This is a genomic window from Sphingobium sp. TomTYG72, from assembly GCF_055394715.1.
On the sequence record NZ_AP027337.1, the window covers coordinates 555,602 to 568,073 of the forward strand.

Consider the following 12,472-nt stretch of genomic DNA (forward strand, 5'->3'; position numbering starts at 1 on the left):
CGTCGCGCAGCGGAAGGACAATGGCAAGCAGAGTTGTCATTGACCAATTACACACTAATGTGTAATTCATTCTCATCGAGTCCGAAAGCGGGCACATAAGAGGAGAAACAGGATGCACGAACGGGTGCTGGACATGAATGCCAGGGTCGATGCCGCGATCGATGTGCTGGACCCCACCATGGCGCTGATGGCGTTGATCCAGATGACCGGCAATCGGACGCTGCTGAACCACTATTGGGATGCGATCGACGGCCGCCAGGAAGATCTGGTGGAGACGTTCGTCGATATCCATGCGCATGAAGAACGGCCGTCCATCGATCCGGCCGTGGTCGCCGAGATCCGCGATCGCCTGCGCGTGGCGGTAAAGTCCGGGAAGCCTCCGGTCATGCCACAGCTGGACCGGCCGATGTTCAAGCGGATGAGCCGCTTGCTGCTGGGCCAGGACCTTCCCGAAATGTCGGTGGATGTCGCGTTCCAGCATGCCGGGTTCACCACCGACACGCGCATTCGCAAGGCGGCCGATGTCCCGCCCGCCGATTTCAAGGTGCTGGTCGTGGGCGCGGGCATGATGGGCATCAACGCGGCCATCAAATTGCAGCAGGCCGGTTTTGACTTCACCGTGCTGGAGGCGCTGGACACGGTGGGCGGCAACTGGCTGACCAACACCTATCCGGGCGCGGCGGTTGATACGCCGAGCCGCGTCTATTCCTTCTCCTTCGAGCCCAATGCTTCCTGGACACAATTCTACCCGCGTGGCCCGGAATTCCTGTCCTATCTGGATCGCGTCACCGACAAATATGGCCTTCGCGACCGGATCCGGTTCGGCACCTGGGTCGAGGGTGCGGAATGGGATGAGAAGCGTAAGATCTGGACGGTGAAGGCGGTCCGCAACGGCAAGCCGGAAAGCCATGAGTGCAACGTCCTCATCATGGCGGTGGGACCCAACAACAATCCCAATTATCCCAAGGTGAAGAATCTCGACAGCTTCAAGGGACCGGTCATTCATTCGGCCGCCTGGGACCATAATGTCGATCTGACGGGCAAGAAGGTCGTCCTGGTCGGCACGGGCTGTTCAGGCGTGCAGGTGGCGACGGCCATTGCCGACAAGGTTGGCGAACTGGTGATCGTGCAGCGCCAGCCGGAACATATCATCCCCAATCCGCAGGCGCATGCGCCGGTGGCCGAAATCGAGCGCTGGGCGATGGAATATGTGCCCTTCGTCGCGCAGTGGAAGCGGCTGCAAAGCCTGCACAGCCAGATGCGCGACATGCATGGCATGATCATGAAGGATGAGGACTATGCCGCGAAGACGGGCGGCTTTGGCCCGATCAACGACGGCATGCGCATGATGTGCGAAGGCTATCTGAAGAGTCATTTCCCGGACGATCCGGAAATGGTGGAATTGCTGACACCCAACTTCCCGGTGTTCGCCAAGCGGCCGATCCTGGATTGCGGTTTTTACGACACGCTCAAAAAGCCCAATGTGTCGATCGTGCGCGGCGAATTGGCCGAGGCCGAGCAGGACGCGGTGATCCTGGCCGATGGCACGCGGATCGAATGCGACGTGCTGCTGCTGTCGACCGGCTATAATCTGCATTTCGGGCGGCAGTTCGACATTCGCGGCGCCGGCGGCGAAACTTTGACGGACGCGTTCGACCCGCATCCCTTCTCCTATGAAGGCATGCTGATCACCGGCTTCCCCAACTTCGTCTTCATGGGCGCGCCTTACAGCTATCTGGTCGCCAACCATGCGGTGGTGAGCGAGCAGCAGGTCCATTATATCATCGAACTGCTGCAATGGATGGTGGACGATCATCTGTCGTCCTTCGATGTGTCGCCAGAGGCGACGCAGGCGTTCATCGACGATGTCGATGCGAACCTGGCCAAGACCGCCTGGGTGCAGTGCGGCAGCGCCCATGGCTATTATCGCGACAAGGGCGCCGACGGGCAGAAGAAGGTCATCCTCGCCATCCCGCGCCACAACTCGCGCATCTGGCATGTCCTGCGCTCGCCCCGCGAAGAAGACTTCAACGTCACCCGCGCCGACGATGCCGTCAAGACCGCACCGCCCGAAATGGAAATGCTGACCATCTGATCAGGGGCAGCGGCGGACAATCAAACAAGGAGAGATGTAATGGAACTTCCTTTCGGTGCGGAGCAAGATATCGACTTCATGTTCACGAAGTTGATCGTTCACGACATAGAAAAGTCTGACGCCTTCTATAAATCTGTGTTCGGTCTAGTCGAAATGAACCGAATGGAAGCGAATATCGCTGGTCGGGCGGTTGTGGAGATCGTTTATCAGCCGACTTACAAGGGCGGCCCGCTGTTCATTCTGGCGAGCTTTCCCGACGACACGCAACCTGCTCGCAATGAATCGATCATCGGCTTTGCGAGCGGAGATTTCGACGCTTGCCTGCAGCGCATCGAGAAGGCTGGCGGAACCGTGTTGGAAGATCGATCGATTCCCGACGTGGGGCGTCACGCTTTTGTGAAGGATCTTGAAGGGCATCTCCTTCAGATCAGTCAGCGGCACGGCTGAGTGGTTATGCAGGGAAATATGCTGATGCACCGTAGATCGCTGCCTGATCGCAAGCTGTTCGACCAATTGCACCGGACGGTTGCGCCGGGCGATCATTATGGTCTTGCATTCCCCATCTCTCCAGAAATGCTGGCGGAATTTGGTGCGGCGTTTCTGACAGAGGCCTTCCGGGCTTCGGGGGTCATGTCCGCCGACAATGAAGTCACGGCAATAGTCGCGCTGAATCCGATCAGTGTTCCGGGAGCGTCCGAACGGGCGCTTCTTACCGTAGCCTATGCGCGGGACGAAGAAGGATTGCACACCGAACTGTTCGCCAAGTTCCCACCGGCGGATGCCGATCATAAATTTGGCCTGATCCGCCTGGGTAGCGGCGAGATCGACATGCAGCGCCTTGCGCGTGAAGTTGATCTTCCGGTCACGACGGCGAAATATTATTTCGGTGACTATTCTGGTAGCACGACCAATTATATCCTGATTACAGAGCGTATCGCCTTCGGCGTGGCGCCGATCGAGCCGGCTCACCGCAAAGGATATGATCACGAGATCAGCAATGTCGAGGATCATTATGTACTGCTCGCACGATCGTTGGCACATTTGGTGGCGGCGCAAAAACGCGGCGCGCTTGGGTCGGACATCGAGAGAATATTTCCCTTTGGAGAAGCCGCGCGCGACTTCGATCCGATACCGGATGCCACCGCCAAGATCGCAACGCTCGAGAAATTCGTCACACGTACCGCGCCACATCTATTCATAGATGAGGTGTCCGATCCAGACTTCATGGCGCGTTGGCGAGAGGATGTGCTGTTCGGGCTGGAGCATAAGGACGCGGTTATTGCTTACCTGCACGAGGACCGCGATTATACTGGCCTTTGCCATCCAAATCTGAACGTGGATAACGCCTGGTATTGGCGCGAACCATCGGGAGAGCTCAAGGTCGGGTTGCTCGATTGGGGAGGCGCGGGCCAAATGAGCATCGCGCAGGCGTTGAGCGGCATGATGATGATGCCGGAGCCGGAAAGATATCGGGAACTGGTCGATCTGGTTCTCCGCACCTTCACGGCTGAACTGGAGGAGAAGTCCGGAGTCCTGTTGGATTCCGTCGAGCTACGCCTGCAATATAAAGCGTCGCTCTATTCCTCGGCGATCTGCATGATCCTGGATATAATCGCCGGTGTACTTGATCAGATTCCGGCAGATTTCTGGGCGTCAATGCAGAACCGTTCGGATCAGGCATTGAGGGATAGTGGACTTTTGCCCGCGATAATCTGGGTCGACAATATTCTGCGCGAATGGTGCGAAGACATCACTCCTGGAGATGCATGCCGTCAGATCGTTGCGCCGCTCCAATCCGCGAAGACTTCATCCGGTCAAGGTCGCTGACGGCATCGACCTTGATCTGTCTGGAGGCCCGAGCCTGAGTTGCTGTATCTGGGCGCGCATGGAGGATGCCGATCGACCGATGGGACAAGACGCTATGGCGATCGGCGTCGGCTGCGCCGGGCGTTGATCCCGGTGCAGCGTGTAGAGTTTACTTGTGATGATGGTTCGAAAGGACATAAGGGGCATAGAGTTTAAGCTTTGGGTGTAACATGCCGCTTACGGGAGAAACGACAGAAAAGGCGGATTCCGGTGAGGCAAAGGCCGCCGATCGGCTGACGCCCAATCGCCGAACCGGCCGACCGCCTAAGAAAAAGGCGGGCCAGATCGATGAGGCGATCTTGAGCGCGGCGCGAGATCTGTTCCTGTCGGTCGGATATGAGGCGACCGCTATGGAAGCGGTCGCCCAAGGGGCAGGGGTTTCCAAAAGAACCCTATATGCGCGCCATTCGACCAAGGAAGCGCTCATGAAAGCGGTTGTGGAAGACCGTGTGCAGAGATGGTCGAATGAAGCAAGCGCCAATAATGTCGATCTTCCCCAGGAATTTCCCGAGCGACTGAAACGTCATGCCCGGACTGCGATGGCGTCATTGGGAAATCCAGAAATTCAGCAGTTCGATCGGCTGATCCTGACAACAGCTTCGCGGTTTCCCGAAATCGCCGAAACCTTCTACAAGATCGGATATTGTTACGAACTTCAGTTCCTGACCGACGAAATTACCGAGGGAACGAAGAATGACCCAGTTCCGGCCGCAAATCCACAGCGCGTCGCCCGGCAATTGCTGAGCATGATCCAGGGATGGCGCCGGACAGAGGAAACGATACGGGTCTTGAGCCTGGAAGAAGCAGCGAGTTTCGCTGACGATGCCGTCGATGTCCTGTTACGTGGGCGGGACAGCTGGTAATCGTCCACCCAAAGCGGAAGCGGTTCAGGACTGGATGCTAATAAACTGGCCGGGACTGATAACCCCGGCCAGTAGCATTTTCCGTCTTATTTCTTTGGGAGCTTCGCCAGGTCTGTGTCAATGTCGGCGAGAAGCTTGTCCGTGATCGCATCAGGCGAATATTGCTGGATATCCTTGAGGGTCATCGCGCGTGCCATGTCGATCTGATCGCTGGTCGTAATTTCGGGAATATGCTTTGCCAGAACAGCCTTTGCTGCGGGATCATCCAGCAAAGTGCCGATTTCCGTCGTAGAGGAGGAATAGGCCGTCTGCGCCAAGGCAGGCATAGGCGACATGGCAATCAAGGCGGCGGCGATCATCCAATTCTTCATCATACTCTCCGTTTGTAAGCCAATTGGGGGTAATGCACCTTTGTAAAAATGCAACGCATATGTTTACTTCGCCACGAATATACGGCTATGCCTTGCTCGCTGCTGAACAACCACGCCGCAGGGATGGATGGAAATATATCTTACCCAAAATTCGAGCGGGTGGCACGGATATATGTCGGCCTGACTCGCAGCGGCGCGGCTGATTGGTCAGATCGTGTTTCAAGAAGCCGGGACGGTGATATTTAAAAGGCGGGAGAGAAGTTGATGGCGAGGGGCAAGAGCGTGGCGATGCGCGTCCTCAAATGGCTGGTGGCGTTCATCGTCCTGGCGGTGATTGCGCTGGCGGTCATGTTCACGATGGCGGTGGGGCCGGGCAATGCAGGCCGCCTCGTCTTGGGCATTGGCGCGAGCTATGACAAGACCCCGCCGCAGCTACCCGCCAAGCTTTCCGGCAATGCTATCCTCATCTTTTCGAAGACGAACGGCTTTCGCGATGATGAGCAGATCGTCGCCGCAAATCGCGCGCTGGAGGAGATTGCCCGGGCGCGTGGCTGGAGCAGCTACACGACGGAAAATGCCGCCATATTCAATCCGGCGCAGCTCGCCCGGTTCAAGGCGGTGGTGTGGAACAGCGTCAGCGGCGACGTGCTGACTCCGGAGCAGCGCAGCGCCTTTCGCGCATGGCTGGAAAGGGGCGGCGGCTTTGTTGGTTTGCATGGCGCAGGTGGCGATCCGCAATATGCGTGGCGCTGGTATGTCGATGATCTGATCGGCGCGCAGTTCATCGGGCATATCATGGACCCGCAATTTCAGGCGGCGAACCTGAATGTCGAGGATCGCGATCATCCCGCGACGCGCGATTTGCCCAAGGTCTGGCGGCGGACGGACGAATGGTATTCCTTCGCGTCAAACCCCCGCGACAAGGGCTACCACATCCTCGTCACCATCGACGAGAAAAGCTACAGTCCGTTTGAAAAGCTGCTTCCTTTCACCAAGCCCAAGGACATCCGCATGGGCGCCGACCATCCGATGGTGTGGACTCATTGCGTGGGCGACGGGCGCGCATTCTACTCCGCGCTTGGTCATGCCGCGTCCACCTATGGCGAACCGCTGCATCGCAAGATGATCGGCGGGGCTATCGCCTGGGCGGCTGGGCTGGAAGGGCCGGGCTGTGCTGGTGGCGCGCTTTCGAAATAATGGGTCAGGCGGCGGCGTGTAGCCGCCGCAGTTCGGAAGAAAAACGGCGCAGGGTTTCGCTTGCTTCAACCCGCGCACTGCTTGCCGGGTCGATCAATATCCCGATCTTGCGACGTTGATCGAAGCCGGAAAGCGTGGGCATCGCTATGCCGGGTTGCAGGAAACAACGGGGCATGACGGTGATACCCAGCCCGGCGCGGAGGAAGGCGATCGCGCGGTCGTCACCAACCGTGCGGGCGGTGAAGAAGGGGCGGACGCCGCGCTGTGTGAAGAAGCGGCTGACTGCGGCAAGCGCTTCGCAATTGCGGCGAACGATCATGTCCATGCCTGCGACCTCATCGGCATCCAGCTTTTTTCGACCGGCCAGTGGATGCCTGTCCGACAGGGCGAGCGCGTAGCCTTCCTCGAACAGGGTTTCGCGGGCGCGCACATCATTGTCCAGCACGCCAATGATGGCATCGATTCGGCCACGTTCGAGGCGCGGCAGCAACTCGCGCATGCGGCCTTCGACCATTTCCAGCCTTTCGCCTTCTGCCTCACAGGCTTGTCGAGTGGCTTGTTCGATCCAGTGGGACGGCAATGTCGATATTATACCCAGGCGGATGAGCTTGCTGCTGTCATTTTCCGCCATCGCCTGTTGGGCGCGGGCGAATTCCGCTTCGATCCGGCGGGCATGGGCGGCAAACCGGCTGCCCGCCGGGGTCAATTCCACCCGGCGATTGGTGCGATGGAACAGGACGTGCCCGATCTGGGCTTCCAGCTTCGCGATGCCTACGGACAAGGTGGGCTGCGACACGCCGCATTGTTGCGCGGCGCGGGAGAAGTTGCCGTGATCCACCACTGACAGGAAATAATGGATCAGATAGCGCTCAATCATAGACCACATCTATGATATCATTAGTGTCTGGTCAATTTTCCAGCCGTCTGGCGGCATGGTAGAAGGGCGAAAGATATTCAGGAGAGGCCATGACGCCCGATTTCGATTTCGCTCTGGGTGACAATGCCCAGATGATCCGGGAAACGACCCACCGCTTCGCGACGGATTTGATCGCGCCATTGGCCGTGCGGATCGATGCGGAGGACTGGTTTCCGCGTGAGGAATTGTGGCCCGCTATGGGCGCGCTCGGCCTGCACGGCATCACCGTCGCGGAAGAGGATGGTGGCCTTGGCCTCGGCTATCTGGAGCATGTGGTCGCGCAGGAGGAGGTCGCACGGGCCTCCGCCTCCATCGGGCTGAGCTATGGGGCGCATTCGAACCTGTGCGTCAATCAAATCCGCCGCTGGGGCAATGCGGAGCAGAAGGCGCGCTATCTGCCCAAGCTGATTTCCGGCGAGCATGTCGGCAGCCTCGCCATGTCGGAAGCGGGTGCTGGGTCCGATGTCATTTCCATGAAGCTGAAGGCGGAAAAGAAGGGCGACCGCTACATCCTGAATGGCACCAAATATTGGATCACCAACGCGACCTATGCTGACACGCTCGTCGTTTATGCCAGGACGGGAGAGGGGTCGAAGGGGATCACGACCTTCCTGATCGAAAAGGGGTTCAAGGGCTTCTCGATCGGGCAGAAGATCGACAAGGTTGGGATGCGTGGATCGCCGACTGCGGAATTGGTGTTCGAGGATTGCGAAGTTCCGGAAGAGAATGTCATGGGGCCGCTGAATGGCGGCGCGGGCGTGCTTATGTCGGGTCTGGATTATGAGCGCACTGTGCTGGCGGGTATCCAGCTTGGGATCATGCAGGCATGCCTTGACACGGTGGTGCCTTATGTCCGGGAGCGCCAGCAGTTTGGGAAGCCAATCGGCGCATTCCAGTTGATGCAGGCGAAGGTGGCAGACATGTATGTCGCGCTCAATTCGGCGCGCGCCTATGTTTATGCGGTGGCGCGGGCATGTGACGCGGGCAGGACGACGCGGTTCGACGCAGCGGGTGCCATATTGCTGGCGAGCGAGAATGCGGTGCGGGTGTCGCTGGAGGCGGTGCAGGCGCTGGGCGGTGCAGGCTATACGAAGGATTGGCCGGTGGAACGCTATATGCGCGATGCCAAGCTGCTGGACATTGGGGCTGGGACGAATGAGATACGCCGCATGCTGATCGGCCGGGAGCTGATCGGCGCATGAGCGGGCCAGCGCTGGACACCAAGCTGTCACCGGAGGCGGAAGGATTTCGCGCCAATGCTGCCCATAATCGGGCGTTGGTGGAGGAATTGCGGGTGAAGGTTGCCGCTGCGGCGATGGGTGGACCGGCCAAGGCGCGGGACAAGCATGTCGGGCGCGGGAAGCTGCTGCCCCGCGAGCGGGTGGAGCGGCTGCTCGATCCGGGCAGTCCTTTTCTGGAGATCGGGCAACTCGCGGCCAATGACATGTATCATGGCGAGGTCCCGGGCGCTGGACTGATCACTGGGATAGGCCGCGTCGAGGGGCGGCAGGTGATGATCGTCTGCAATGATGCGACGGTGAAGGGCGGCACTTATTACCCGTTGACGGTGAAGAAGCATTTGCGGGCGCAGGAGATTGCGCTCGAAAATCGGCTGCCCTGCGTCTATCTGGTCGATAGCGGCGGCGCGAACCTGCCCAATCAGGCCGACGTATTTCCCGACCGCGAGCATTTCGGGCGCATCTTCTACAATCAGGCGCAAATGTCGGCGCAGGGCATTCCGCAGATCGCGTGCGTCATGGGCAGCTGCACGGCGGGTGGGGCCTATATGCCCGCCATGTCGGACGAGACGGTGATCGTGCGCAATCAGGGGACGATCTTCCTTGCCGGGCCGCCATTGGTGCAAGCGGCGACGGGAGAGGTCATCAGCGCCGAGGATCTGGGTGGCGGCGACCTGCATGGGCGCAAGTCCGGCGTGGTGGATCATGTCGCGGAGAATGACGAGCATGCGCTGAGCATCGTTCGGGACATCGTATCGACGCTCCAGCCCGCGCCGGTGATCGATATCAACATGCGCGATCCGGTGCCGCCGAAATTTGATGCGCAGGAACTCTATGGCATCGTGCCGCAGGATGTCCGCGCGCCCTATGATGTCCGCGAGGTCATCGCGCGGATTGTCGATGGCAGCGAGTTTCATGAGTTCAAGGCGCTGTACGGGACGACGCTGGTGTGCGGCTTTGCGCATATCTGGGGGATGCCGGTCGCCATCCTCGCCAATAATGGCGTGCTGTTCAGCGAGAGCGCGGTCAAGGGTGCGCATTTCATCGAATTGGCGTGCCAGCGGAGGATACCGTTGCTGTTCCTGCAGAACATCTCCGGCTTTATGGTCGGCGGGAAATATGAGGCAGAGGGCATCGCCAAAAATGGCGCGAAGCTGGTGACGGCGGTCGCAACCGCCAGCGTGCCCAAAATCACGTTGCTGATCGGCGGCAGCTTTGGCGCGGGCAATTATGGCATGTGCGGCAGGGCCTATAGCCCCCGCTTCCTGTTCACCTGGCCTAATAGCCGCATTTCCGTGATGGGCGGCGAGCAGGCGGCGAGCGTGCTGGCGACAGTGCATCGGGATGCGCAGAAATGGACGGCGGAGGAGGCGGAAGCCTTCAAGGCGCCGGTCCGTCAGAAATATGAGGATGAGGGCAATCCCTATCATGCGACCGCGCGGTTGTGGGATGATGGCGTCATCGATCCGGCGCAGACGCGCGATGTGCTGGGCCTGGCCTTTGCAGCGACGCTGAACGCTCCTGTAGCCGAGCGCCCGTCGTTCGGCATTTTCCGGATGTGATGACGATGATCCAGTCCCTTCTCATCGCCAATCGTGGCGAGATCGCATGCCGGATCATCCGCACCGCGCGGCGGATGGGCATTCATACCGTCGCTGTTTATTCGGATGCTGACGCTGATGCGCTGCATGTGCGCTCTGCTGACGAGGCGGTGCATATCGGCGCTTCGCCCGTGCGCGAAAGCTATTTGCTGGGAGAGCGCATTATTGATGCGGCTCGGCGGACGGGCGCGCAGGCTATTCACCCCGGTTATGGCTTCCTGTCGGAAAATGCGGAGTTTGCGCAGGCGGTGATCGACGCCGGGTTGATCTGGGTCGGGCCTAATCCCGCCAGCATCACGGCGATGGGCCTCAAGGACGCAGCCAAGAGGCTGATGAGCGAGGCGGGTGTGCCGACGACGCCCGGCTATCTGGGGGAGGATCAGAGACCCGACCGGCTGCAAGCGGAGGCGGACGCTATCGGCTATCCCGTGCTGATCAAGGCAGTCGCTGGCGGCGGCGGCAAGGGAATGCGCAAGGTCGATAGCGCCGCGGACTTTGCCGACGCGCTACTGTCCTGCCAGCGTGAGGCGGCGTCTTCCTTTGGCAATGATCAGGTGCTGCTGGAAAAATGGGTAACGAACCCGCGCCATATCGAGGTGCAGGTATTCGGCGACAGCCATGGCAATGTGGTCCACCTGTTCGAACGCGACTGCTCGCTTCAGCGGCGGCATCAGAAGGTTATCGAGGAAGCGCCCGCGCCGGGCATGGATGAACGGACCCGCGAAGCGATTTGCCAGGCGGCGGTTCGCGCGGCCAAGGCGGTCGACTATGTCGGGGCGGGGACGATCGAGTTCATTGCCGACGGCTCCGAGGGTCTTAGGGCCGACCGCATCTGGTTCATGGAAATGAACACCCGCCTTCAGGTCGAGCATCCGGTGACGGAGGAGATTACCGGGCAGGATCTGGTCGAATGGCAGTTACGGGTGGCCTCGGGAGAGCCTTTGCCCAAGGCGCAGGATGAGCTGTCGATCAGCGGTTGGGCGATGGAAGCGCGACTTTATGCCGAGGACCCGGCAAAGGGCTTCCTGCCCTCGATCGGCAGGCTCGACCGCTTCGATGTCGGACCATGTTATCGTGTCGATACCGGGGTGGAGCAGGGGGCGGAGATATCGTCCTTCTACGATCCGATGATCGCAAAGCTGATCGCCTGGGGTCCAGATCGCGATACAGCACGGTTGCGCCTGTCGCAGACGCTTGAGGAGACGGTCATATGGCCGCTCAAAACCAATGCCGGTTTTATGGCGAAGGCGCTCCAGCATCCCGATTTCGCTGACGGTCGGGTAGATACCGGACTGATAGGACGGGAAGGCGAGGCCTTGTTGCCGACTGCCTTGCCTTCAACGGCGGCTCTGGAGGATGCGGCGTTCAAGCTCGCGGCGCCGGGGCCGATGGCGGGCTTTCGCTTGAATGCGGAGGCGCGGCGCGACGGCTGGTTCCTGTTGGATGGAACGCCGGTGAAGATTGCGCTGGCGGCTTCGACCGGGGCCAGGACTGGATGTAGCGTGATCATCGCGGAGAGCGGCCAGAGTTGGCAGCTGACGCCTTGGCGAGCTGGCGGGCTGGGAGGCGGTGAGGCGTCCGATGGCGCGATCCTCTCGCCGATGCCCGGACGGATCATATCCGTGTCCATCGCGACGGGAGACAAGGTGGCGAAGGGGCAGAAGCTGTTGACGTTGGAGGCCATGAAGATGGAACATGGCCTTGTCGCGCCGTTCGATGGGGAAGTTGTCGAACTGCACGGCGTTGAAGGCGGGCAGGTGAGCGAAGGTACGCTGCTCGTCAAAATAGCAAAAGCGGAGGCAGGTTGATGGCGGGGAAGTTTTTCGAACAATGGGAAGTGGGGCAGACCATTGTTCACGAAATCCGGCGGACGGTTACGGAAACCGATAACCTGCTTTTTTCGACGATGACGCATAATCCGCAGCCGCTGCATCTGGATGTCGAAGCAGCCAAGGCGAGCGAATTTGGCCAGATACTCGTCAACGGCACCTTCACCTTTGCATTGATGATCGGCCTGTCTGTGGGCGACACGACTTTGGGGACGCTGATCGCCAATCTGGGCTATGACAAGCTCGTCATGCCCAAGCCGGTATTTCTGGGCGACACGTTGCGCGCCGAGACGGAGGTGGTGGAATTGCGCGCCAGCAAATCCCGACCGGGCGCGGGCGTCGTCACCTTTTCGCACCGGCTGCTGAACCAGCGGGACGAGCTGGTATGCCAGTGTTTGCGCATGACGCTGATCAAGGGCGGCGGTGCATGATCATAGGCGCGCACCTATATGATTTTATTGGCAGTGGCGCCGCCGCGCCAACCCTAGCTGGCTTT

11 protein-coding genes are annotated in these 12,472 nt (G+C 59.8%); 9 read left to right on the top strand and 2 right to left on the bottom strand.

Annotated elements, in window-relative coordinates:
* Positions 1-112 precede the first annotated feature (112 nt).
* The 4 genes from ACZ5U1_RS16015 (at position 113) to ACZ5U1_RS16030 (ending at position 4,824) form a co-directional block, all read left to right on the top strand.
* Positions 113-2,095, top strand: a complete 1,983-nt coding sequence (locus ACZ5U1_RS16015; protein WP_464780131.1) for a flavin-containing monooxygenase — start codon at positions 113-115, stop codon at positions 2,093-2,095.
* A 39-nt stretch (positions 2,096-2,134) separates the two neighbouring features.
* Complete coding sequence (locus ACZ5U1_RS16020) at positions 2,135-2,542, top strand: VOC family protein (protein ID WP_464780132.1); 408 nt, start codon at positions 2,135-2,137, stop codon at positions 2,540-2,542.
* Between the two features lie 24 nt (positions 2,543-2,566).
* Positions 2,567-3,922 (top strand): hypothetical protein, encoded by a 1,356-nt coding sequence (locus tag ACZ5U1_RS16025; RefSeq protein WP_464780133.1) that lies wholly within the window; start codon positions 2,567-2,569, stop codon positions 3,920-3,922.
* Between the two features lie 209 nt (positions 3,923-4,131).
* Positions 4,132-4,824, top strand: coding sequence for a TetR/AcrR family transcriptional regulator (locus ACZ5U1_RS16030; RefSeq protein WP_464780134.1), 693 nt, complete (start codon positions 4,132-4,134; stop codon positions 4,822-4,824).
* Positions 4,825-4,910: 86 nt separating this feature from the next.
* On the opposite strand, the gene ACZ5U1_RS16035 is transcribed toward ACZ5U1_RS16030, so the two are convergent.
* Positions 4,911-5,198 (bottom strand): hypothetical protein, encoded by a 288-nt coding sequence (locus tag ACZ5U1_RS16035; protein ID WP_464780135.1) that lies wholly within the window; start codon positions 5,196-5,198, stop codon positions 4,911-4,913.
* 261 nt (positions 5,199-5,459) lie between these two features.
* Here ACZ5U1_RS16035 and ACZ5U1_RS16040 point away from each other — a divergent pair, with 261 nt between their 5' ends.
* Positions 5,460-6,392, top strand: coding sequence for a ThuA domain-containing protein (locus ACZ5U1_RS16040; protein ID WP_464780136.1), 933 nt, complete (start codon positions 5,460-5,462; stop codon positions 6,390-6,392).
* Between the two features lie 4 nt (positions 6,393-6,396).
* On the opposite strand, the gene ACZ5U1_RS16045 is transcribed toward ACZ5U1_RS16040, so the two are convergent.
* Positions 6,397-7,269, bottom strand: coding sequence for a LysR family transcriptional regulator (locus ACZ5U1_RS16045; protein WP_464780137.1), 873 nt, complete (start codon positions 7,267-7,269; stop codon positions 6,397-6,399).
* Positions 7,270-7,358: 89 nt separating this feature from the next.
* On the opposite strand from ACZ5U1_RS16045, the gene ACZ5U1_RS16050 reads away from it, so the two are divergent.
* The 4 genes from ACZ5U1_RS16050 to ACZ5U1_RS16065 are packed head-to-tail and all read left to right on the top strand — an operon-like array spanning position 7,359 to position 12,407.
* Positions 7,359-8,510 carry an acyl-CoA dehydrogenase family protein gene (locus ACZ5U1_RS16050; RefSeq protein WP_464780138.1) on the top strand — a complete coding sequence of 384 codons (1,152 nt, stop codon included), beginning with the start codon at positions 7,359-7,361 and terminating at the stop codon, positions 8,508-8,510.
* Positions 8,507-10,108, top strand: a complete 1,602-nt coding sequence (locus ACZ5U1_RS16055) for a carboxyl transferase domain-containing protein (protein WP_464780139.1) — start codon at positions 8,507-8,509, stop codon at positions 10,106-10,108. The genes ACZ5U1_RS16050 and ACZ5U1_RS16055 overlap by 4 nt, the downstream gene beginning before the upstream one ends.
* Before the next feature lie 5 nt (positions 10,109-10,113).
* Positions 10,114-11,955, top strand: coding sequence for an acetyl/propionyl/methylcrotonyl-CoA carboxylase subunit alpha (locus ACZ5U1_RS16060; RefSeq protein WP_464780140.1), 1,842 nt, complete (start codon positions 10,114-10,116; stop codon positions 11,953-11,955).
* Positions 11,955-12,407, top strand: coding sequence for a MaoC family dehydratase (locus ACZ5U1_RS16065; protein ID WP_464780141.1), 453 nt, complete (start codon positions 11,955-11,957; stop codon positions 12,405-12,407). The genes ACZ5U1_RS16060 and ACZ5U1_RS16065 overlap by 1 nt, the downstream gene beginning before the upstream one ends.
* The last annotated feature ends 65 nt before the right edge of the window (positions 12,408-12,472 follow it).

Coding starts and splice junctions, on each gene's coding strand:
- ACZ5U1_RS16055 (WP_464780139.1), top strand. CDS start 8,507: ATGAGCGGGCCAGCGCTGGACACCAAGCTGTCACCGGAGGCGGAAGGA.
- ACZ5U1_RS16030 (WP_464780134.1), top strand. CDS start 4,132: ATGCCGCTTACGGGAGAAACGACAGAAAAGGCGGATTCCGGTGAGGCA.
- ACZ5U1_RS16050 (WP_464780138.1), top strand. CDS start 7,359: ATGACGCCCGATTTCGATTTCGCTCTGGGTGACAATGCCCAGATGATC.
- ACZ5U1_RS16025 (WP_464780133.1), top strand. CDS start 2,567: ATGCACCGTAGATCGCTGCCTGATCGCAAGCTGTTCGACCAATTGCAC.
- ACZ5U1_RS16015 (WP_464780131.1), top strand. CDS start 113: ATGCACGAACGGGTGCTGGACATGAATGCCAGGGTCGATGCCGCGATC.
- ACZ5U1_RS16020 (WP_464780132.1), top strand. CDS start 2,135: ATGGAACTTCCTTTCGGTGCGGAGCAAGATATCGACTTCATGTTCACG.
- ACZ5U1_RS16035 (WP_464780135.1), bottom strand. CDS start 5,198: ATGATGAAGAATTGGATGATCGCCGCCGCCTTGATTGCCATGTCGCCT.
- ACZ5U1_RS16060 (WP_464780140.1), top strand. CDS start 10,114: ATGATCCAGTCCCTTCTCATCGCCAATCGTGGCGAGATCGCATGCCGG.
- ACZ5U1_RS16065 (WP_464780141.1), top strand. CDS start 11,955: ATGGCGGGGAAGTTTTTCGAACAATGGGAAGTGGGGCAGACCATTGTT.
- ACZ5U1_RS16040 (WP_464780136.1), top strand. CDS start 5,460: ATGGCGAGGGGCAAGAGCGTGGCGATGCGCGTCCTCAAATGGCTGGTG.
- ACZ5U1_RS16045 (WP_464780137.1), bottom strand. CDS start 7,269: ATGATTGAGCGCTATCTGATCCATTATTTCCTGTCAGTGGTGGATCAC.